Annotated in this window: 19 protein-coding genes; 9 read left to right on the forward strand and 10 right to left on the reverse strand. The window is 53.5% G+C overall.

Features of this window, described 5'->3' with window-relative positions; all coding sequences use genetic code 11:
• The 4 genes from ACYVBJ_RS16390 to ACYVBJ_RS16405 form a co-directional block, all read left to right on the forward strand.
• The coding region (locus tag ACYVBJ_RS16390) for a sigma-54-dependent transcriptional regulator (protein WP_460983387.1) at positions 1–1,323 on the forward strand (1,323 nt) is incomplete at its 5' end.
• 50 nt (positions 1,324–1,373) lie between these two features.
• Positions 1,374–2,654 (forward strand): sensor histidine kinase, encoded by a 1,281-nt coding sequence (locus ACYVBJ_RS16395; protein WP_460983388.1) that lies wholly within the window; start codon positions 1,374–1,376, stop codon positions 2,652–2,654.
• A 242-nt stretch (positions 2,655–2,896) separates the two neighbouring features.
• The gene (locus tag ACYVBJ_RS16400) at positions 2,897–3,553 is read left to right on the forward strand and encodes a hypothetical protein (protein WP_460983389.1); all 657 of its coding nucleotides are present in this window, start codon (positions 2,897–2,899) and stop codon (positions 3,551–3,553) included.
• Positions 3,554–3,755: 202 nt separating this feature from the next.
• Positions 3,756–4,271, forward strand: coding sequence for a hypothetical protein (locus tag ACYVBJ_RS16405; protein ID WP_460983390.1), 516 nt, complete (start codon positions 3,756–3,758; stop codon positions 4,269–4,271).
• A 116-nt stretch (positions 4,272–4,387) separates the two neighbouring features.
• On the opposite strand, the gene ACYVBJ_RS16410 is transcribed toward ACYVBJ_RS16405, so the two are convergent.
• From ACYVBJ_RS16410 to ACYVBJ_RS16425, 4 genes are all read right to left on the reverse strand, one after another.
• Entirely contained in the window at positions 4,388–5,116 is a 729-nt protein-coding gene (locus tag ACYVBJ_RS16410; protein ID WP_460983391.1) for a pirin, read from the reverse strand.
• Positions 5,117–5,186: 70 nt separating this feature from the next.
• Positions 5,187–5,942 carry a dioxygenase family protein gene (locus ACYVBJ_RS16415; protein WP_460983392.1) on the reverse strand — a complete coding sequence of 252 codons (756 nt, stop codon included), beginning with the start codon at positions 5,940–5,942 and terminating at the stop codon, positions 5,187–5,189.
• Positions 5,943–6,304: 362 nt separating this feature from the next.
• Positions 6,305–7,036, reverse strand: a complete 732-nt coding sequence (locus ACYVBJ_RS16420) for a LytR/AlgR family response regulator transcription factor (protein ID WP_460983393.1) — start codon at positions 7,034–7,036, stop codon at positions 6,305–6,307.
• On the reverse strand, positions 7,033–8,100 hold the full coding sequence (locus ACYVBJ_RS16425) for a sensor histidine kinase (protein ID WP_460983394.1): 1,068 nt from the start codon (positions 8,098–8,100) through the stop codon (positions 7,033–7,035). The genes ACYVBJ_RS16420 and ACYVBJ_RS16425 overlap by 4 nt, the downstream gene beginning before the upstream one ends.
• A 414-nt stretch (positions 8,101–8,514) precedes the next feature.
• Here ACYVBJ_RS16425 and ACYVBJ_RS16430 point away from each other — a divergent pair, with 414 nt between their 5' ends.
• The gene (locus tag ACYVBJ_RS16430) at positions 8,515–9,369 is read left to right on the forward strand and encodes an AraC family transcriptional regulator (RefSeq protein WP_460983395.1); all 855 of its coding nucleotides are present in this window, start codon (positions 8,515–8,517) and stop codon (positions 9,367–9,369) included.
• Positions 9,370–9,471: 102 nt separating this feature from the next.
• Here ACYVBJ_RS16430 and ACYVBJ_RS16435 read toward each other — a convergent pair whose 3' ends face one another.
• Positions 9,472–11,139, reverse strand: a complete 1,668-nt coding sequence (locus ACYVBJ_RS16435) for a M28 family metallopeptidase (RefSeq protein WP_460983396.1) — start codon at positions 11,137–11,139, stop codon at positions 9,472–9,474.
• A gap of 202 nt (positions 11,140–11,341) precedes the next feature.
• Here ACYVBJ_RS16435 and ACYVBJ_RS16440 point away from each other — a divergent pair, with 202 nt between their 5' ends.
• On the forward strand, positions 11,342–11,860 hold the full coding sequence (locus ACYVBJ_RS16440; RefSeq protein ID WP_460983397.1) for a response regulator: 519 nt from the start codon (positions 11,342–11,344) through the stop codon (positions 11,858–11,860).
• Between the two features lie 34 nt (positions 11,861–11,894).
• On the opposite strand, the gene ACYVBJ_RS16445 is transcribed toward ACYVBJ_RS16440, so the two are convergent.
• Positions 11,895–12,329, reverse strand: coding sequence for a response regulator (locus ACYVBJ_RS16445; protein WP_460983398.1), 435 nt, complete (start codon positions 12,327–12,329; stop codon positions 11,895–11,897).
• Between the two features lie 359 nt (positions 12,330–12,688).
• Positions 12,689–17,287 (reverse strand): chemotaxis protein CheB, encoded by a 4,599-nt coding sequence (locus ACYVBJ_RS16450; protein WP_460983399.1) that lies wholly within the window; start codon positions 17,285–17,287, stop codon positions 12,689–12,691.
• Between the two features lie 244 nt (positions 17,288–17,531).
• Between ACYVBJ_RS16450 and ACYVBJ_RS16455 the strand changes: the two genes are divergently transcribed.
• On the forward strand, positions 17,532–18,560 hold the full coding sequence (locus ACYVBJ_RS16455; RefSeq protein WP_460983400.1) for a chemotaxis protein CheB: 1,029 nt from the start codon (positions 17,532–17,534) through the stop codon (positions 18,558–18,560).
• Positions 18,561–18,582: 22 nt separating this feature from the next.
• Here the strand turns inward: ACYVBJ_RS16455 and ACYVBJ_RS16460 are convergent, their stop codons facing one another.
• Positions 18,583–18,927, reverse strand: a complete 345-nt coding sequence (locus ACYVBJ_RS16460) for a hypothetical protein (protein WP_460983401.1) — start codon at positions 18,925–18,927, stop codon at positions 18,583–18,585.
• Positions 18,928–19,111: 184 nt separating this feature from the next.
• Between ACYVBJ_RS16460 and ACYVBJ_RS16465 the strand changes: the two genes are divergently transcribed.
• Complete coding sequence (locus tag ACYVBJ_RS16465) at positions 19,112–20,149, forward strand: spore photoproduct lyase family protein (RefSeq protein ID WP_460983402.1); 1,038 nt, start codon at positions 19,112–19,114, stop codon at positions 20,147–20,149.
• Positions 20,150–20,623: 474 nt separating this feature from the next.
• Here ACYVBJ_RS16465 and ACYVBJ_RS16470 read toward each other — a convergent pair whose 3' ends face one another.
• Complete coding sequence (locus ACYVBJ_RS16470) at positions 20,624–20,821, reverse strand: hypothetical protein (protein ID WP_460983403.1); 198 nt, start codon at positions 20,819–20,821, stop codon at positions 20,624–20,626.
• A gap of 38 nt (positions 20,822–20,859) precedes the next feature.
• Entirely contained in the window at positions 20,860–21,294 is a 435-nt protein-coding gene (locus ACYVBJ_RS16475) for a DoxX family protein (protein ID WP_460983404.1), read from the reverse strand.
• 218 nt (positions 21,295–21,512) lie between these two features.
• On the opposite strand from ACYVBJ_RS16475, the gene ACYVBJ_RS16480 reads away from it, so the two are divergent.
• On the forward strand, positions 21,513–22,223 hold the full coding sequence (locus ACYVBJ_RS16480; protein ID WP_460983405.1) for a DUF2461 domain-containing protein: 711 nt from the start codon (positions 21,513–21,515) through the stop codon (positions 22,221–22,223).
• Positions 22,224–22,297: the final 74 nt, after the last annotated feature.

A 22,297-nucleotide genomic window follows, 5' to 3' on the forward strand; every position in this document is an offset into this window, starting at 1 on the left:
GGCTTCAGCGTGCGCGTGGCCGATGGGCCGTTTGAGGCTCGCGAAGTACTGGCCGAGGAAACGCCCGAACTGATTCTGCTCGACATGAATTTCTCGGTCGATACGTCGGGGGATGATGGCCTGCGGCTGTTGCGGGAGATTCGGGATCGGGTGCCGAACGTACCGGTTATTCTGATAACGGGCTGGGGCAGTATCGACCTGGCCGTGCAGGGCATGAAAGCCGGAGCCCGCGATTTCATTACAAAACCCTGGCAGAACGACTACCTGCTTCAGTCGGTGCAGACGGCGCTGAATCTGATCCATCCGAAGCCCGGATCGCCAAACCGCCGTCGGCTGGATCAGCAGTATCAGTTCGAGCACATCGTCGGCGACGACCCGAAGCTGCTGGACATTCTGGCAACCATCGGCCGCGTAGCGCCAACCGATGCGCCTGTTCTGATCACCGGCGAGAGCGGCACCGGCAAAGAGCTGATTGCCGAAGCTGTGCACCAGAACAGCAAACGAAAAACGAAGCCGTTCGTGAAAGTCAATCTGGGCGGCATTTCGTCGACGCTGTTCGAGAGTGAGCTGTTCGGGCACGTTCGGGGTGCGTTTACCGACGCCAAATCCGACCGGGTGGGCCGCTTTGAGCTGGCCAACAAAGGCAGTATTTTCCTGGATGAAATCGGGGATCTGGACGCGTCGAGTCAGGTGAAGCTGTTACGTGTCCTGCAGGACCGGACGTTTGAGCCGCTCGGCAGCAGCAAAAGCAGAACGGTTGACGTGCGGGTGATCTGCGCTACGAACCGGAATCTGGAAGAGATGGTGGCTAAGGGTACGTTTCGCGAGGATTTGTTTTACCGCATCAACCTCATCACGGTGAAGCTGCCCGCCCTGCGCGAACGCCCGACCGACATCCCCCGGCTGGTCGAGTACTTTGTCAATAACCTCAAAACGATCTATGGCCGACCTGATCTTATCGTCAGCGCCGACGCGTTGACGTGGTTGCGTAACCAGGCCCTGCCGGGTAATATCCGGCAGCTCAAAAATGTGGTTGAGCGGACGGTGCTGCTGTCACCTGCCGATGAGTTACAGGTCCGGGATTTCGAGTCGAACCTAACGGTAACGCCGTCGTCCCAGTCGCCGGGCCAGAGCACCGGTTCTGCGCTGCCCGCCGTTGGCACAATGACTCTGGAGGAAATCGAATACCAGATGATTCGCCGGGCCATGGACGTGCACAACAACCGCGTTAGTAAGGTGGCGCGGGCACTTGGCATCACCCGGTTTGCATTATACCGCCGATTAGAGAAATTTGGTATTCCATACACGACCGAGGATTCGTAAACGCAACCCGTTCCCGAAACGCTACGTCTGCTGGTTTTAACTGACACCCGATGCGCTTTACGTTCCGTAGCCGCTTTTTGCTGTATATCACTGCCGTTCACGCGGTCATCGTATACCTGACGTTTCGACTGTTGCGGGAGAACGAGCTCTTGTTCATCGCGACCGAAGTGCTTATCGGGGTGTCGATCGTGTGGGCTATGCAGTTGTACCGCCAGTTCAAAGAGCCCGCCGATTTTATTGCGTCGGGTATCGAAGCCATCAAAGACAAAGATTTTACGATCAAGTTCGTACCGACCGGCAAGCGCGAAGTTGATGAACTGATCACGGTCTATAACCTGATGATCGATCAGCTGCGGACCGAACGTACCCGGCAGATGGAACAGCAGTTTTTTCTGGAAAAACTCATCGAAGCCGCGCCCATCGCTATTCTGATCTTTGATTTCGACGATCGCATTGCTTCCATCAACCCCAGGGCAAGTCAGTTGTTAAGCGTAAACCCAGACGACGTATTGGCGAAACGATTAGATGAAATAGGCTTTTCGCTGCTGGCGCACATGGCCGACCTGGTCGACGGGCAGTCGCGCGTAATGAAGCCGAATGGCATCGAAACGTATAAAGTGTTACGTTCCTATTTCATGGATCGTGGGTTTCGGCGGTCGTTTTTGATGATCGAAGAGCTGACACCCGAGATTCTGGCTACTGAGAAGAAAGCCTACAGCAAAGTCATTCGGATGATGGCGCACGAGGTCAACAATTCCATCGGGGCGGTCAATTCCATCCTCGACGTATCGAAGTCGTACATCAGCGAACCCGACGTGCAGCACGCCGTACGGGTGGCCATCGAACGTAACGACCGGCTGAATCGATTCATGCGCCGGTTCGCCGATGTTGTGCGGTTGCCCCAGCCCCAGAAACGGCTCGCTGACCTGAATGAGATCAGCCATAACGTGGTCCGGCTCATGCAGCCGCAGGCCGATGCCCGTGGGGTTACGTTGGTTTGTTTACCTGGAGAAGTCAATCGGCGTTCGGTTGATGTTGAGCAGATCGAACAGGTGCTGGTTAATGTGGTGAAAAACGCCATTGAAGCCTGTCAGGCCGGGCAATGCATTGAGGTAAACACTACCGCCCATCACCTGCTCATTCGCGATAACGGTCAGTCCATCCCCGAAGACGTAGCGACTAACCTGTTCAATCCGTTTTACAGCACCAAACCCGATGGGCAGGGCATCGGGCTGACGATTGCCCGCGAGATTCTGCTCAACCATCAGTTTACGTTTTCGCTGAAAACAAAGGCCGACGGATGGACCGAGTTTCTGATTCTGCCGGCTTAAAACAGGTTGGTGGCGGGAAGGAGCGACAGCCTTTTATGCGTTCACTCGTACGGCCAAAGGCGGATTGTATGAACAATTGATCGACGGTTTCAGCGAGTTTATGCGCCAACTCTTCCGGTTCATGTGGTTGGCGCTTCTCGAACTGTGATTTAGTGTTGAATTTTGTTGCCACAGACCGGCCAAAAGCCGACGAACAGAATCAGAAACGGCCCGATCACAAACGATCTAAAAAACCATCATCGATGAAAACGCTTTATTCCCTTGTCTTTTTACTGGCTGTCGCAGCGACGTCATTCGGGCAGATTGCCAACGACAATACGTTCGATGTGAAAATCGACGGCAAAGATTACCACACCCAGCCCCGTCGGATTCGGATTGGTAATTACTGGTGGGTAACGGCCAACAGCATCAAACCTGATAAATCGCTCAGAATCTGGCTGGGAAGCTACAACAACGCTGATCTGGTTGAGCCGGGTACGTATCTGGTGGTCGATGCCGACCGGCCCGATACCAAAGAGAACAAGAAAAAAGTGCAGGACCTGGGTACGTATAAAGGCATTGCCGTGATCAAGTACGTTGAAGAAACCCGCGAACCACGCATGGAATACCACGTCGGCAAATCGCAGAACAACGACGAAACCATTACCGTAACCAAAGGCGCAGATGGTTTCCTGGAGGCAACGTTCAACAGCACCCTCGCCGGATCGTACTGGAAAGAAAAAGGCAGCGCCACCGTGTTCGGTGGTATGGGCCGGCTGATGAGCAAAATGGAAGATAAAGTCATTACCAAAACCACCGGCTACGACTCGTCCATCGACCCCGAAGGAAACGGCTACAAAAAACAGGACAAAACCGACACCATTGAGTTGAAAAACGGGAAGTTTAAGCTGAAACTATAGGCCTCCGCTTCTATCCGCATCTGATCAATCTGAAGCCACATCCAAATCGGGTGTGGCTTCCCTGTTTCAGGACCGATTCGACAAAAACAGGGCGAATCCACCCCTGAATAACATTTTCAAACACTTACTCAAACAATGTGTCAATAACGAATGAATGTCCATACTTTTGAGTGCGTATCAATAGTCTAAGCCAGGGTGTATCATGATACTTACTTTACTAACCATTAATCAAGAGTCGCAATTTCAGAGCTTTGTGTGTTCGCTGGATACAGTTGAGAAAGGATTTGAACTGCTGACGAGTATAGTAAGTAAAGGTGATGTGCTGATTACGGCTACACTTATCGAGGAAGGAGAAGCCACTGAATTGCCCACCGAAGTATTTGATGGACAACCATTTCTCGAACCCATTCAGCAGCTTGAAATGCAGTGGCAAGCTATCCTGAATCCACCCATCGACCCGGTGATCGATCGGAGCGAGTTGCTAACCTGGACGCGTAAGCGTATTCAGCAATACGAACAGCGGCTGATTTGCTACGAGCTTACAATCAGCTACCTGGAGAAGCTTCTCGACAAAACTCAGGAGTCGTTTGCGGCTGGTTGTCGACGGGACCGGCTCATCAGCCGCTACCGGGTTTTGATAGACCAGAAGCGGCAATATGCCAAAAAAATCCAGGTCCGGCATCAATTGACCGTTGAGCGGTTAGCGCAGCTCTCCTAATAATACCGGTTAGTGCGCCCTGCTGCAAGGTTGCCGTTGTTAAGAACGTAACGGGTGTCTGATCCGGGATGCGGCTCTGGAGCTTCGCCATCGAAACGTTTGATAACCGGGGCATTTCAGGCTGTCTGTAAATCAAGCAGCAGGAGCAGGGCATCGTTGGACAAGGCTTCGAATTCGAGCATCCCTGTTTGCGCATACACCAGCGCCAGACTATCTTTTTCGTGAAGCAGCCGGTTGGCTATTTCAAACACGCCCTGTATCACAAACACAAAGATCCGTCGAGGCTGACCATCAGGGGCCAGGGCTACCGGGTACGTTCCTTCCTGCCTTCCGCCATACCGGCCAATAAAACCTTGGTAGCCAGCATCCGGTTCACCAAAAAGGGATACGAGACGGTTTGGCTGACGTAGATCAAACTCGGTTTGCCTGTTGGCCGGTGAGAAATCGCACTGGGGCTTCTTCAGCCAGCATTGCACACCGCGAATGGATTCGGATGGGTAAGGGTTCGTGACCGTGTACGTCATCCCGGCCGCCAGCGCCAAAACGCCCGCCTGACCCGGCTCGAGCGGGGTTGTTACGTCGGCGCAGGTGTAATCAAGCCCGCCCATAATAGGCAGCAGAATTACTTCCGTAGGCTCTTCGACCTGCCGGGTCAGACTGGCACCGGCTGCCAGGCTGTCTTCGCTGAACAGATTTAGGGGCCCCAATGGCTCCCGCCCTTCGGCCGCGTAGGAACCAAAATTGAACGTATGAATGCTCTGACCAGATGCCGAGGCTATGTGCCCCCGCTGATCGGCCAGGTAGATCTGTGCTTGCGATTGCGTATCCATTCGTTGCGCAGTCATTACGTTGTCGTTGGATGGTCGCTACGGTATCCTGTATCGCCTAAAGCCGGAACAACAAATGACCAGTAGATTACGCTTTAACGACAATCGTGTGAGTAAGCGCGTAACCCGCCGAATTACTCCCCGATACGGTCGCTAACTCGGTGGTAAAACCGTCGCTGAATACGTTGTCCCGTTCGTTCCTGGTGTCCTGTGCCCCTTTGGTATACCCCTGCGCCTGCCCCGTCGTATAAACCGTGTTCGTGATGTCGTAGGGGAAGGCGATCTGAGTCACCAGCAGCGATTTGCCCGACGCACTGTAAATGTGCACATGAATGTGCGGAGCGCGACCTGAATACCAGCCCGGAAAGATAGACGTGAAGCTAACCAGGCCATTTGGGTCGGTTGTCTGCCGACCCCTCAGGAAATCAACGTTCTGTAAGTTCACAGGTTGCATGCCGCTGCCGCCGTACTCCGAGTAATACCCATCTTTGTCGCAGTGCCACACGTCGACAATCGCGCCCGCCAGGGCGGCACAGTTCGCGCTGGCGTTTTTGATGGTGATGTTCATGGTCAGCGGAATGCCGGTCCGCCCGTCGGTAATGTCCCTGCGAACGAAGTTAGCCGGTGTTTTGGTAGGAAATGGCCCTTCGGTTTCGGAGGGGGTAGCCGAGCAGTTGCTGGATGAACTCCCGTTGGTTGAACCCGTTGCTGTAGTGGTGCCCGAAGACGTACCGCTGGTGTTCGTTGAGCTGGTTGGGTCAAGGGTGGTGTCGCTGCAGGCGCTCAGGGCTGCAAGGCCTAACAGGCTGGTGAATCCGCGTTTCAAAAATTCGTTACGTTCCATGGGGTATCTTATAGAATAGGAGGGGGTAAAACAACTGATTTTTTAGAGTCAGAAGCAGGTTGATTTCAGCCGGGCATACATTTGAATTTATTGCCTAACCGTTGCCTGATTTACAGCTATAACGCAGTCCGTCAGCGTCTTCATTGCGTCGGATAGGCACTTAGCGGTGAACCTAGGCAATGTATCGGTAAATGATGAATACGCCGTATTTAGCCGCAGACCCGTCGGTTTACAGGAAGCGATTTTGCCAGTCATTCTGCTGTTTATTGCCAATACGAATCGGTGTATAGTGCCGTTGCAGGGCGCTGTACGTTGTGATGCAGTTTGCGATAAATCCGCTGAATGTGCCGGTAAACGGATACTTACGATCGGAAGGCGTTCAGGACAGTGGATTCAAAGCTGGCCCCGATCGGGATGTCGCGACCGGCCAAGTGAATGGTTTTGTTGCGAATACCTTCAATACGGCTGAAGGGAACGATGAAGGATCGGTGCACCCGAATGAATGGGTGCTTCGGCGCATCCATGCCCGGAAGTTTCTCGAGCATTGACTTCATGGTCATTCGGGCGACGATGGGCCGCGCAAGGGCCTGGCCCGGCTCCGGTTCGAGGTGGATTTTAAGGTAATCGTCCAGGCCTTCGATATAAAGAATATCATCCAAGGCGACTTTATACACCGTATAGTCCGCTTTCACGTAGAGGTAGTCGTCGGCCGGGGCCGTACGTTGCTGCCAGCGGAAGAAATCCTGGGCTTTAATCACCGCCTGAAGAAACCGCGCGAAGGTGAACGGCTTGAGCAGGTAATCAACGGCATTGAGCGTGAACCCCTCCACGGCGTATTCGGCGTAGGCCGTCGTGAATATGACCATCGGCTGGGTTCCGCTGGCGCTGATCGCCCGGTAAAAGTCCGTGCCCGACATAAACGGCATGTTGATGTCCAGAAACAGAAGGTCAGCTCCCGTGTCGGTAAGGTAGCGCTGCGCTTCATCAGTGCGCGTGAATGTCCGTTGCAGGTCGATAAACGCCACCTGCTGACAGAAGTGACTCAGGACCCGGAGCGCGGGGGGTTCATCGTCTAACGCAATGGCGCGGATCATGACAGGGTCAGCGAAAGTTCAACCGTAAAACTATTCGGTACGTCGCGAATTACCAACGTATGCTGACCGGGATATAAGAGCTGTAAGCGGGCTTTGGTGTTGGTTAAACCAATGCCGCTGCTGGCGGCTGTTGACTCGGCCACCCACACTTTTTGGTTGAATACGTAACAGGACAACTGATTCTCCCGAATCTCGATCCGTATGTCGATCCGCGAAGGCTCCTGCGGACTTATGCCGTATTTAAAGGCGTTTTCGATGAACGAGATCAGCAGGAGTGGCGCAATGTGCAAGCCGTTCGGGTTGCCCAGCGTCGTGTACTGAATCGGTACGGTATCCGATAGCCGCAGCCGCTGCAGCGCTACGTAATGGCCGATGTAAGCGAGTTCATGAGGCAGCGAAACGCGATCCTGGTGCCCTTCCGAAATAACGTACCGCAGGAACGAGGATAGCTGAATAAGCGCATTGGCCGTCGCGGGTGACTCAACAATGGCTAAGGAATAGATGCTGTTGAGGGTATTGAACAAAAAGTGAGGGTTGATCTGCGCTTTCAGGTATGAGAGTTCGGTATTGAGTCGCTGCCGCTCGGTTTCGCGCCAGCGGTTGTTAATGCCTATAGCGAGTGACAGCAGTAGTCCGGCCAGAAACAGGAAAAACGTCTGGCTGTTTTCGGGTGGTAAACCGGGCGGTTGCAGACCCCTAGGAGGACCCTGATTGGGAAATGGGGGCGGGGGCAGCAGACGTTCGTTGGCCGGCCCAAATGGTGGGCGGTTACCTTGCCGATTGACCGTAGTCAGTAAACTCTGAATAAGCAGGAAGCATACCAACACGCACACGCCGTACCCGACGTATTGGCGCGTGAAGTAAAACCGGGGAATCAGTACGTAGGCGTTCAGGTAGAAAAACCCGATGGTCAGCAAATACGACAGCAGGTTTCGTTGCTCGTGCGGATTGTGCGGAAGCTCGGCCAGCCTGGCGAAGCCTTCGTCGGCGAAGAGGTACGGCAGGGCCAGAAAAATCAGGCAGCCCAGTACATGAATGAGAACAAGCGTTGTGTGGCGAGCCATAGGCATTGGCGATACGGAAAGATAAGGTATCTCCGCCAACGATGGCGCAAATCGCGGTGAACCAGGCTAAACTATCGGCAAACGCGACGTAGTCATCCACCCCAATCCTGACCGGAGACGCGGATCATATTGGTTGCGACGGTAAAGACACCGTACGGATCTTCACGCAAACCGATGGGTGTGCTGCCGGTCGCGGCTTGAGACGGGCGGAGGTAGGTTTCTCAACTGGTCAGTAGCGGAACAGACCGTAAAGTTTTTTCGTAAAACGGGAAGGGTAACGTCAGGCAAAGGTGATCAGCCTGACCAGAACACTGAGTCGAGTGTGGGTCAAAAGGAGCGGAGCAGACAGGGTAAATTAGGGTATAATTAGATTATCTGCCGGTAAATTTTCGCCGTTCTTTGTACATTTCCCGTATGAAGCGCTACATCCAGCACGAGCCCTTTAACGTGTACCTGTTTTCGGTCGGTGAATGGCCGCATCCCGTTCACAAACACAGTTACTTTGAAATTATCTTCATCCGGACGGGCAGCGGACGACATTTTCTCAATGGCAATACGTTCACCTACGCACCGGGGGATGTGTTTTTGCTGGGGCCGGAAGATTACCACTCATTCGACATCGTTGAGCCCACTACGTTCTGCTATATCCGGTTCACGGAGGTATTTGTGAAAGAACACACGATGGCAAACGCCCTTCACTGGCTGCGGACATTCGAGTTTTTGCTGAACACACCGTATCAGGCCACGGGCAGTATCGTGACGGACCAAACCGAGAAAGAGCTGCTTGACCATCTGCTGATCGTGCTGATCCATGAGTACGGAAACAGCGATGGTCACGATGAACTGCTGATCAATGGGATTATGAAAGCCATTCTGGTGATACTGGCCCGGAACGTAGTGCGGCAGCGCTCGGCGGGGCTCAACGAGCGAACAAAGCCCCGGCTGATCGAAGAGGTTCTGCTGTACATCTGCCAGCATATTCACGATCCTGACGCTTTACGGCTGGAGCCGCTGGCCGAACGATTCCACCTTTCACCAACGTACCTGAGCGCGTTCTTTAAGAAACAAACGGGCGAGTCGCTGCAACTCTATATCGTGAAGTATAAGCTCAAGATGATTGAGAACCGGCTGCGGTTCAGCACCCGCAACGTGGCGCAGATTGCCGATGAGTTTGGCTTTACCGACAGCAGTCACCTCAATAAGCTGTTCAAGAAGTATTACGGGGTGCCACCGCGGGCGTTCAGGAAGACAAAAGCAAGTATATCGTAAGTGCTGATTCGTGTGGTCTCCCTCCCGGCCTCCCCTACAAGGAGAGGCCGGGAGGGAGACCACACGGGAGGGGTATTAGAGGTTTGAAGCTGTTCTGTTTCATCATTTTACGTCCTCGCCCTTCCCGAATTTAGAGCCAAAGAAATCGCCTTTGTTCCAGGCGGGGCGCTGGTCGGCCTGAGCAGTTAGGTAGCCGATCAGGAACTGCAGCTGTACGTGTTTGGCGGCCGCCTTGAAATCGAACGGCTGATTCATGTCGTCCTGGGGCGAGTGGTAAATGGTTGCCCGCCAGTCGAGGTTGAGTTTGGTGCCGTCGAGGTTGGGGTTGCCCGTTTGGGAGCCGCTTTTGATGTAGATAGCCGGAATGCCCTGCCGCACGAAGCTAAAGTGATCGCTGCGCATGAACACCGTTTGCTCCGGAATCGGGTCTTTGGCGATTTGCACCCCAACGAACGCAGCCGTAGCGGTGACTTCCCGGACCATACTCGAATGTTCGGAACCATAGGGCACAATATCGAGCAGCGAATGAAAGAAAAACGGCATGTCCAGGCACAAATTCGCGACAATCTTTTCTTTGGGTACCGTTGGGTTGCTGGCAAAATAATCGGAACCGAGCAGCCCCATTTCTTCGCCCGTTACGGCTACGAACAATACCGACCGGCGGGGTGCTTTCGGCAAAGCTGAGAACAGTCGGGCCGTTTCCAGATTGATGGCCACACCCGATGCGTTGTCATGCGCGCCATTGTAAATCGAATCCCCTTTCACGGGGCGACCGATGCCGAGGTGATCGAGGTGCGCTACGTAGACGACGTACTCGTTTTTCAGGGCCGGATCGGAGCCGGGCAGCACGGCCACCAGGTTCTGGCCCGCTACGTCTTCCACTACGTCGGTCTGGGTGTGCATCCGGACCCAGACATTCAGCGGAAACGCCTGCGCCTGGTTTCGGCGGGCTTTTAACAGGGCATCGTCGAAGCTGACGCTGGCCCCGGCAAACAGCATCCGGGCGGTTGAGTCGCTGAGCGAAGCCGTTCCTCTCAGACTCGGAAACGTACGCTGGGGCTTCCCCTGCTTGTCGAGCCAGCGGTATATGCCCTGCCGGGCGCGCGGGGCCGCCGATTGAATCCGGTTCTGAAGGTCGGTCGGCAAGTTAAAGGACAGGACACCCACGGCCCCGTGGGCAACGGCGTTCTCGGCCTTGCTCGACGCGTAATAGGCCCGCTGGTTCGAGGGAAACGTAGCAGGTGCTCCATTTACGTAGGCCACGATTTTGCCCGTTACGTCGATACCCGCGTAGTCGTCATAGTCTAGTTCGGGGGCTGATACGCCGTAACCGACAAAAACAACTGGGGCTGTTACGTCGCTGTTAGGCAGATCTGGATTGGGGCTCAGAATAAACTGCCTGCCGTAGCTCAGCGGCTGCTCTTTGCCATTGCGCGACAGAGTCATTGTGCTGGCGTTTTCCCGGACCTGCCACCGGCGCAGGGGTACCGCTTGCCGGTACGTCTTATTTTCGCCCGCAGGTTGCAGGCCAAGGGCTTCGAGTTGAGCCTGGACGTAGTTAGCGGCCAGGGCAAAACCCCGGGTGCCGGGTTTACGGCCTTCGAGGGCATCGTCGGCCAGAAAACCCATGTGAGCCCGGATCGCATCGGGCCGAACGGACCGGGCCGCGCCCTGGGCTTCGGCGGGAATGATGTTGGGCTGCGCTACCAGTGATGTGCTGGTTAGCAGGCCAGTCAGACAAGCAGCAAGAGGAGAGAGTACACGAATCATTCTGCAAGATAAAAAAGACCGCACGCACTAAAAAAAGCTACCGATTCAGTTTATTTATAAACTAATGGCGTTCTGGGCAGCCCGAACGATAGCTAACCTTATTTCTCAAAAATGAAATTATTCTATAGGCGTAGTGGTAAAAATTCCTAATTTCGCTAGCAGTCCCAGCCGATTATAGTCTCTTCTTACCAGCCTCAAATTCATGAATGACTTACCTTCTACGAAAGTAGTAATGACCCGTTTGCGTCGCGGGCCCATTCTGGTTGTTGAAGATAACGACGACCACTGGTTTCTTATTCGCTGGGCCCTGCTGCGCACGCTGCCCGGTGTAGAGGTTGTCCGTACGGCCACGGCCAACGAAACCCTGACGTATCTGGACCGATGCCTCAATGAAACCCGCAAACTGCCCGAGCTGATCTTACAGGACCTGTACTTACCCCAGCGCGAGGTCGGATGGGAACTGCTGGAAGCCATCAAACAGCACCACACCTTTCGACGGCTGCCGGTTATTGTGCTGAGTTATTCGGATGACCCCGGGGATATTGAGCAATCGTATTATCTGCGCACGACTTCGTATCTGGTGAAACCAACAACGTATCGGGACTGGATCAGTTATTTCGAGGATTTTCGGCGCTACTGGTGGGAGGCTGTTACTTTACCGCATCAAACGAATTTTTATTGGGATCGCCCCGATCTGGATGACTCCCCGGGCTATAGTTGACGGATCGTTGTCGAAAGGCTGCGCGATGGACCGGTCAGGGGGTTTCGATGTCCATAGGAGGAAGGATGTTCAGATCCACCCAAAAGTGGCAGACGGATCCCATGATCGCCTGCATGGCGATCATGCCAACGGGCTTGCGGAGAAACGAGCTGGCACCGGCCTGGTAACAAAGTTTTAAGTCGTAATCCGACACCATATTGCTCATCATCACCACCGGTACCTGTTTCCAGTCGGTCTGTTGTTTCAGCCGAACCAGGGTGTCGTATCCACTCAGACCGGCGGGCATGTTTAAATCCATGATAATGAAGGCTGGTCGCTCCGATTCGGTTCGTAGGCAATCGTACAGGGCCTCCCCGCTGGCAAAGAAACGCACTGAGTACTGCGTGATGAACCGGGTAAAGAGTTGTTGCAGCAGAAAGAGATAGTCTGTACTGTCGTCAACAATGTAAATTACTTTGTTTGTAGGCATTGAAGAATAATTCAGGCTACTGGTTTACAATACGGGGGAGTGAATCGGCTTTCTGAACAAATTGTTCAATAAACCAGCCTCGTGGACCGTATCTGCTCCCGGAAGGGCACCTACCCGGGAGCAGATACGGGTAACCAGTAAAACCAGATCAGTTTTGGGTATAGGTAATCTTTAAACTACAGAATGCTGATTGAGCCGGAAGCGTGTCGACGCGTAAGTTTGGTTATTCCGACCGCAGCCAGCCGGATGCTATTACGAGAGGATTCCTTTTTTTCGGTAGACATGACCAATCGATCAGGCAGTTGTCTCGTTAGTCTGAAAACTCCGGCCAGGCACCTGATGAATCCGCGCGTCGGTTGTTAGGTCGGAAAGCGAATTCGGATCCGGCTGCCCTGGTTGGGGAGGCTTTCCACCTCAATCGTTGCATTCAGCAGCTTACACAACTCTTTGACAATGATCAGGCCAATGCCTTCGCCTGACACTCGGTCGGACGCTGGTTTTGGGAAAGACCCGTCCGACCGTTCAGGAAGCGTGCCGCTCGTGGTCAGAAACTGACTTGCGGCTGCGGGAATTCCCGATCCGGTGTCCTGCACGCTGAATTCCCAGCCCGCCGTTTCGGCGGCTCCCCACGACAGGGTAATGCTGCCTGATGCGGTGTTTTTCACGGAGTTCAGCAACAGATTCTGCGCAATACGCTGAATTTTGACCGAATCGCTTTCAACCAGTAAGTGATCAGGGCCGTCCAGAACCACCGTCAGCCCTTTTTCCGAAGCCATCGGTTTTATACTCTCGCCCAGTTCGCACAAGGTGTCGCCAACGTCAAATGAGCTGAGCTGCACTTCTTCCTGACCAGCTTCCAGCCGGGAGTAATCCAGCAACTGAGTCAGCATCTGCGTGGCTTGTTTCAGATTGCGTTGCAGCACGGTCTGCATCTGTTTGCGCTCTTCGTCGGTGCTGCTCATGTCGATCAACGTAGCGGCTCCCTGAATAACACCGAAGTTTCCCCGCAGATCGTGAGAGGTGGCCCGAAGGAATTTACCCCGTTCGCGGAGCTGACGATGGAGCTCTTCCAGCGCCTGAATGGTTTTGTTCGACTGATCCAATTGATTCAGCCACTGCTCCTTATCCTGTTCGGTCTGTTTCAGAAGCGTAATGTCGAGCCCGGAAATAACCACTCCGTCGTCGTATTTAACAACAGACGTACCGAACCAGCGCAGCGTCTGGTCGTATTCGATGGGCTGTTCGCGATACGTCGATACGCCCGATGTCACCACACCCTCCAGCACCGGGAACGTTTCATCGCCCCATAACGCGCTGGCAAAGAAACGGACCGGTTGACCAACCAGCTGGCTGATGGGTTTGTGCGTCATGTCGGCAAACTTCTGATTGCAAACCAGAAGATGAAAATCAACGACCGCTGCGTGGTCGTCGCGAATGGCCTTGAACATCCCGGTTGCTGCGGGCGAACTGTTCAGGATGCCCTGTAAACTCATGGCGGTCTGCTGGATGTCTTCTACCAGTTGCAGGTCGCTGATGTCACGGGCGATGGCCAGCACACTCTTTACGGACCCATCCGAAGCCAGTTCGGGCACCATCGTAGAATAGTAATAGGCAACGCCGTTTGGGGATGGAAACGTATTGTAATGACTTTGCGGCTGACCGGTCAAAAATGCCATGCGCAGCTTTTGCATGTAGGGCAGCGCAATCTCGTCGGGCTGCCCCATCTCCTGATTCGTTTTGTTGAGCAGCTCGCTCAGCGGCAGGTCGACTTTTTTCTCAAAGGCTGAATTCGCGAAAATCAGTTTCAGGTCGGAGTTCCAGCGGGTGATGGCGTCGGGCGTGTTTTCAACCAGCGACCGGAGCAGATCCTGATTACTCTGTAGCTGCTCTTTCACCTGTTGAAGGGCTTCGTCTGTTTTAGGCGTTTCCAGCTCGTGCTGACTCCGCTGCACCTGCGCGTTCGCTTCCACCACCTGCAGCATCCGCTGCCGGGCCCGGATGTCGAGCGCCTGCAGCAGCGTAGTCCGGTTGTAAATTTCGGCGCAGGTACCGATGTATCCTTCGTAACTCTCATCAAACCGAAGGTTAGGCTTGCCGTTCAGGAGCATCCAGCGGTATTCGTTGTCGTGGCGCTTAAGCCGGAACTCGGCCTGAAAGGGCTGCTGTTTGGCAAACGCGGCATTATAGGTCGTCAGGTAGCTTTGCCGGTCGTCGGGATGAATATCGTGTTCCCAGCCCAGGTTCGTTTCTCCATCGAGCGAACGGCCCGTAAAATCAAGCCAGGCTTTGTTAAAAAACGTGTAGCGGCCCACGGCGTTGGTGACCCAGATGAGCACGGGGGCGTTGTCGATCAGGTTATGAAGCCAGGCCTCGCGTTCGGTCAGCATGTGCTGTACCTGCCGGTGGTCGGTAATGTCTTCAATAGCCAGCAGCACGGATTCCGTTTGGCGAACCACCCGGCGGGCGTTGAGCAGCAGCGTTTTCTGGCCAATGTCGGCGAAAGTGTGCGTAAACTCAAACGCTTCGAGCTGAACGTCTTTAACGAGCACACTGGTCAGTAAATGCCGAAGTTGGGGGATGTCCCACTGCCGGCCGCCGAGCTCGTAGACAAGACGCCCTTCGGTATCTTCTTCCGACACTTTAAACAGTTTATAAAACGCCTTGTTGGCGCTCTTCACCCGCAGGTCTTCGTCCAGCACCAGCGTGGCTTCGCGAATGGTTGAGAAAATCACCTCGGCGAACTCCTGGGCTTCCGACAACTGATCGTTACGTACCTGCAGCTCCTGGTTGATGGTCAGTAGCTCTTCGTTGGTCGACTCAATTTCCTCCTTGCTGGTTTCGAGTTCTTCGTTCATGCTCTGCAGCTCTTCGTTGCTGCTGATGATTTCTTCGTTGGCCGACTGAAGTTCTTCGTTCGAGGCTTCCTGTTCTTCGATAATCGACCGCATGTCTTCGCGCAGGCTGGCCAGTTCCTGTTCCAGTTGCCTGATGCGGAGGTTGCGGGCGTCGGCTGAGTCGGTCCCGGCAGTGGGGGCGGGGATAACCTCCTCGAACAGAATCAGAAACAACTGCTCTTGGGCATCGGTCCGGAGCGGAACGGCTTCGATGGCTACGTAGTGCAGTTTTTCCTTGAGCCGGATCTCCAGGTCGGATTTGCGGACGGGCTGGTTACTCTTGCGGGCTTTATGCACCACATTCCGCAGCTCGAAGGCCAGGGAGGGGCGGGCCATTTTCAGCAGATTCAGGCTGGCCTTGCCCGGTGCCGGTTCCAGAAACAGACCGGTCGAACCCCGGAAGTGAAGGATATCCAGATCCTGGTTGACAACCACGCTGGCCGGTACGTACTGCTGAAGGAGTAGGTTGTCGACTAATCGTTCCAGATCGCTGGGGGATGAAGACTCTTTTGCCATGGCTAACACTTGGACAGATTCAACGGGGCGTTCATCCGGCTGGCGAATGTTCATCTCGAAGTTGATCCGGCTCGTAACGTCATTCTTACGGGCATAGATCTTGTAGTTTTTTTCGAGCTGGGAGAAGAGCGCAGCTGCGGAACCCACCGTCTCGGATTTGCCCAGCAACAGGTAGCCCGTTGGGTTGAGCGCGTAATGGAACGTAGCGATGGCCTTCCGCTGAAGCGGAGTGTCCAGGTAAATCAGCAGATTCCGGCAGCTGACAAAATCCAGGCGCGAGAAAGGCGGATCTTTTAGGGCATTGTGCGGAGCAAACACGCACAGGTCGCGAACGGATTTGTTGATCCGGTAGTGGTCGTCAATTTTCGTGAAAAAACGGTCGAGCCGTTTCGGTGATACGTCGACGAGTTCACTCGGCGTATATCTGCCCTGCCGGGCTTTGGCCACGGCGATTTCGCTCAGGTCGGTGGCAAAAAGCTGAATGGATAAATTAAGCGACCGGTCGTTGAGCAGTTCCAGCAAAAGCATGACCAGCGAATAGGCTTCCTGGCCCGTGGAGCAGGCGGGAACCCAGATCCGGATGGAAGCTCCGGCCGGTTTCTCGTTAATGATTCGGGGAAACAGCACCTTTTTCAGGTAGTCCATGGTGTCGGTATCCCGAAAGAATGTCGTTACGTTAATCAGCAGGTCGTTATACAGCAACCGGACCTCGTCCTCGTGCTGGTCCAGGTACTGGGCGTATTCGTTGAGGTTGTTAAGTTTATAGAGCACCATACGCCGGATAATCCGACGCCGGATGGTAGACATTTTGTAATAGGTGAAATCGACCCCAACGACGCGACGCAGAATCTGGATAATGGTCTGTATGCTCTCGGCTGTGCTCGTATCTGCGTTCGTCTCTTCCAGCAGAACATCAACCGTCGAGATTTGCCTTAACATCTCGGGCTGCCGGCTCAACTGCTCCAGTTCCCGGGCAATGGCTTCGGGCGACAGCACCTTGTCGACAACGCCTTCGCTGATGGCCGAGCGCGGCATACTCTGAAACTTCGCCGATCCGTCCTGAGCAAACGTAAAGCCGCCAGCCGCTTTTATAGCGCGCAAACCCAGGGTGCCATCGCTGGCTGTACCCGACAGGATAATGGCAATAGCCCCGTCTTTTTGCCGCTCGGCCAGGGAAATAAAAAACTGGTCGATGGGCGAGTGAATGAGCGATCGGTCTGGCCGTAAGTTCAGTTCCAGCGCTCCGTCCACAACGGCCATGTCCTGGTCAGTCGGAATAATATATACCTGGTTGGCCTTGATGCGCATGCCTTGCGCGGCCTGAACCACGGGCATGGTTGTCGATCGACTCAGGATGGTGTCCAGGTTGCTTTTGTGTTCAGGGTTCAGGTGTTGAATGTAAACGAAGGCGAATCCAGTAGTTGGCGACAGCTTTTGCAATACTTCGGTGATCGCTTCCATTCCTCCGGCCGAAGCGCCAATGGCAACAATCGGCACAAGTTCAGGTTGAGCGTTTGTAACAGATAAAGAGTTTTTCTTCGAAGGCATAGGTGTTGTCTAAGCGATAAACCAATTGGTGTTTTAGGTGTTAATAAGTCGACAATTGGTGGGCTTTTAACAAGGTAGTCCAAGGAAGCCATCGCTATGAGTCCTTTCTCTCCGTAAATAAGGTCGGGAGCGTATGTCTATTAATCCAGCTGAATGCCCGTTTAAAAGTCGGTATATTTTAAAATAAAAGCTATTCTCTGTAGAGAAGTTTGCGACACGAGCCCGCACGCTTACGTTTATGGCTATGACTAAACGCGATATTATTGTAATAGGGGCTTCGGCAGGGGGCGTTACTGCCTTGAAAGAGATTGTAGGACGCTTACCGGCGGATTTCAACGTACCCATTTTTGTGGTACAGCACGTAGCGCCCTATTCGCCCAGTTTACTCCCCCAGATTCTGACCCATTCGGGGCCGCTAAACGCAGTGCACCCGGAAGATGGAGATCCGATCCGGCCGGGGGTTATTTACGTAGCACCGCCCGATCACCACATACTTATTGAAGAACAGACCATACTGGTTAAGAAAGGGCCGAAAGAGAATCGGTTTCGCCCTTCAATCGACGCCTTATTCCGGTCGGCCGCCTATACGTTCGGGGCACGCGTCATTGGCGTTGTGCTGACCGGTCTCCTCAACGACGGTACGTCGGGGATGTGGTCGATCAAGCGGTTAGGGGGCGTCAGTATTGTGCAGCAGCCCGAAGACGCTTTATACCCGAGTATGCCCGAGAACGTGCTGGAATTTGTTGAGGTCGAGCATGTGGTCCCGCTGGTCGAAATACCTTCGCTACTTTGTAAACTCACGGAAGAACAGGCCTCCGAAACACCGCACCTTCCCATGGACGAGCTGGAACGAATGCAGACGGAAGTTCAGATCGCATCCCAGCTCAACGCCTTTGAAAAGGGGATTCTGGACATGGGTGAACTGACTCCACTCACCTGCCCCGAGTGCCACGGGGCGCTGGTCAGTTTTAAAGAAGGCAAGCTGATTCGGTATCGGTGCCATACCGGTCATGCCTATACGGCTAGTGCTTTGCTGTCGGAAGTGACCAAAACGGTTGAAGATATGTTCTGGGGCACGATCCGCGGTCTGGAAGAGACCATTATTCTCCTGGAGCAGTCGGCGAAGGTGTTTGCTGAAGCCGGCGACGACGAAGCGGCTAATGAATTTACTCGAAAGGCAGCAGAAACCCGGGAGCGCTCCCGGCAACTGCATACGTCGATTCTTCAGCAGGAGCAGATCAGCGAGGACCTGGGAATCATTAAATCAACGTAACGGATTGAATCACCGTGTTCCATTACGTTGATTTAGCGCCACCAATCTCTAACTGGGTAAGCCGTTCCACCACAAAGCATCTGGCCTTCTGCAACTTCCCTAACTGGTCTGTGTAGAGCAGCAGCAGCGCATTGTACTGATGAAGTAACTGAGTCGCCGTCGCCCGAAAACTCTGGTTAAGCTGAGCACGCTGCTGTAGCTGCTCAATCCGGAGAATCGTTTGTTTGATGTGATCGATCCGGTAATCAAGGGCCTTCAGACGGCGCTGCATCAGGGCGTTTAGCCAGTCGAGGTTGGATGCAGGTGCTGTCCGGACGGGTTCACAAAGCACTTCCTGCCACTGTTGTTCGAGCGGTTGAAACGCCACCGACAGGCTCTGCCCGTCCAGGTCTTCCGTAGGGTACTCCGTTTATTAGTGTACGCCCCAATAGCGGGAGGAAAGGTTTGCTAAACTTACAATAACTAGCTAATTTTCAACGAGTTATGTGCGTAACGTAGTGAACTAATGCCTACAGGGGGCTGTTCTTAGTACAGACACTCAACGCAATTTCATGCCTGATTTCAAGCCCAGTATTGTGCTATATACCGCCGACGCCCTCAACGAACGAGGGGAGGCTATCCTGAGTCAATATCCGGAGGCTGAGACCCTAGAGGTTACGCAGCATAATCGGCTCCCTGAGTTGGGTATGAACCACTTTAAAGTTAAATCAGACGTCTTGGTTCTGGGAAAGCTCAAGACCCAGGACATCAAGTGGAGTGGCCGCAGTTCCGACTACATCGCCCCGAGCCTGGCAAACGGTTGCTTTGGGGGGTGTGCCTACTGCTACGTCGATCGTCATAAGAAAGTAAATCCCATCACGCTGTTTACGAACGTCGACGAGATTATGGCGACGGTAGACAGGCACGTTCATACCCTGGCGTGGCCGAAGCCCGCCAACCAGACCGACCCGACGTACTGGACTTACGACATTGGCTGCAATTCAGATATTTCGGTCGACTACAGCCTGTCCGACGGTATCCAGCAGGTTTTTGAATTTTACCGCGAGCACCCACGCGCCAAAGCGACGTTTGCCACCAAGTTTGTCAACCCCGACCTGCTGGCGTTCGACCCGAAGCGAAAGGTCAGAATTCGCTTCAGCCTCATGCCCTCGCACGTCAGCAAGCTTGTCGACGTACGGACCGACAGCATCGAGAAGCGCATTGCGGCCATCAACGATTTTTACGACGCGGGCTACGAAGTGCATGTCAATTTCTCCCCCGTCATCGTGTACGGGGGCAAACAGTGGCGCGACGATTACCGCGACCTGTTCCGACAACTCGACGCCCAGCTACGTCCTGAAGTGAAGGCGCAGCTCAAAAGTGAGGTCATCTTTCTGACGCATAACCAGTGGCAGCACCAGGCTAACCTGGCCATCAACCCAAAGGCTGAAGAGCTGTTGTGGGTGCCAGAGCTACAGGAGAACAAACGCAGCCAGTACGGCGGCTGGAATATCCGCTATGATCACCAGCTTAAGTCGAAGATGGTTGCCGTATTCGAGCGCATCGTCAATGAAGAAATTCCCTGGTGCGAAATCCGGTATATATTCTAATCAGAACCGCACGGGCTGCCCCGCGGGATTTATGGGATTATTGCTGATTAACAGGATTCTGAAAATGCTTTCTCCGAAAGAAATATCAGATAAATCAATTTTAATCCTATCAATTCTGGTTCTAACGATTAAGCGACGCTGTTCGTGTTCTTCCTGGTATCCGGCACCGAATCATCGGGTTTCTCCGTCGTTTTTTGTGGTGCGCTGATGCTGCCATCTTTTCCGGCTTTGCCTTCCTCTTTCTGATTGTTCGAGCTATTGCCACTACCCGTTTGCGGAGAATCGTATTTGATGAACAGGTTTATAGCGATGTTGAATTAATTGCACGATATGGTATAGGGCTGTCTCATAAACTACTTATTGAGTAGACTAGTTGTAAGGCTGACGTAACGGCCTGACCTGACCAGCTCGAAAATGCAGAAGCAGGCACCGATCGGTGCCTGCTTCTGCATTTGTTCCTGATGACTTGATCAATTAGTTGCTATGACCACCTTTGTTGCCACCGGTGGCGTGTCCGGCGCTGCTGTTTCCTTTCGAGTGTTTGGCACTCTTATGGGAAGTTGACGAGCGGCCGTTGCCTTTCTCGCCGTGTTGCGTACCATTGTCCTGATTTCCCGTAATGCGCTGGTCCTGATACTCCTCCTCGACCTTGTCCAATGTTGACTTTGCCATAACCGTATTATGCGTTGAGTGTTTCAGGTCCTAACCCCTCAGCGGGCGTTTTGTTTGACGTATTCGTCCATCGAAAACCGTCCGGAACCCAATACCAGGAATAACAGCAAGAGCATCAACACGATAACCGAAAGCCACAACTCAGAATTCAGAGCCGAAAATCCCCGGCTGATGTTCACGAAGAAAACCGCCCCAATCAGAATGGGTAGTTGCAGCAGCACCATCAGCCGCGTCAAACAGCCGACTGCAATCAGAAAGCCACCCATCAGGTGCGCAAAGGCAATGTAATGCACAAGCATGACGGCCCACAGGTCGAAATGCAAACCGCCCACCAACTGTGTCAGGTACGTAGTGTCACTAATGAAGCTAATGCCTTTCAGCACCAGAATAGTCCCCAGCATAATCCGCAGCGCGTCAGTCCAGGCAGGGTGATGCGTGTCACCCCAGTGCTCAACTCGGTGTAATAGGTTCATAGGTGCAACAGGTTTAGTGAATCTATACCTAAGGTAGACATTAAGATGCTCGGTGTCAAGACAATGTACAATATATTATCTTGTAAGTACAATGTAAGTACGGGCAACGGGTAGTATGGTAGACCTACAATCTGGGGTGAGAATCGAGCAAAAGTTTCATAGTCAATCGGCCGGACGATGTCATTTAGATCAGCCCGAGTGCTTATCTTTGATTAGTTATGACAACAAAACCTACTTCAAAAGCTGTACTGACAGCACCAACGTTTGCCTTCTTACGTGATTTGGTAAAAAACAACAATCGGGAGTGGTTCCACGCGAACCGAAGCCGGTACGATGCTGCTAAAACCGAGCTATGTGGCATGGTCGAGCGGGTTCTTGCCGGATTGGCTCCCTTTGAACCGCTGGCCAATACGGCCGTAAAAGACTGCATCTTTCGCATCAACCGCGACATCCGTTTTTCTAAAGACAAGGCTCCTTACAAATCGAATCTGGCGTTCGCCGTAGGACCCGGTGGCCGTCACTCCGGCCGGATTGACTATTACGTACAGATTCAGCCCAACAACCAGTCGTTTCTGGGTGCGGGCATGTGGCAGCCCACGCCCGCGAACCTGGCCAAGTTTCGGCAGGAGATTGACTACAATGTCGATGAGCTGAAAGAGATTATTGAAGCCGACGAGTTTAAAGCGTTCTTTCCCGAAGCCGCCGGAGAAGTGATGAAAACAGCGCCGAAAGGTTATTCGGCCGATCACCCGGAGATTGATCTGTTACGTCGGAAAGAACTGTTTTTCATCCATCGCTTCACGGACAAGGACGTATTAAAGCCTAACTTCGCCGACGAAATCGTGCGGGGTTGCCAGCTCATTAAGCCCTACTGCGATTTCCTGAATTATCTGTTCTTCGACGAAAAAGAAGAGCCCGTTACGCTTTAAGCCGGTAACTAACAGGGTTGACGTACAGTACAAGAATCAGAATAACGAAAGCCCGCCAGGTTATGCTGACGGGC

This window comes from Spirosoma fluminis, assembly GCF_054778895.1.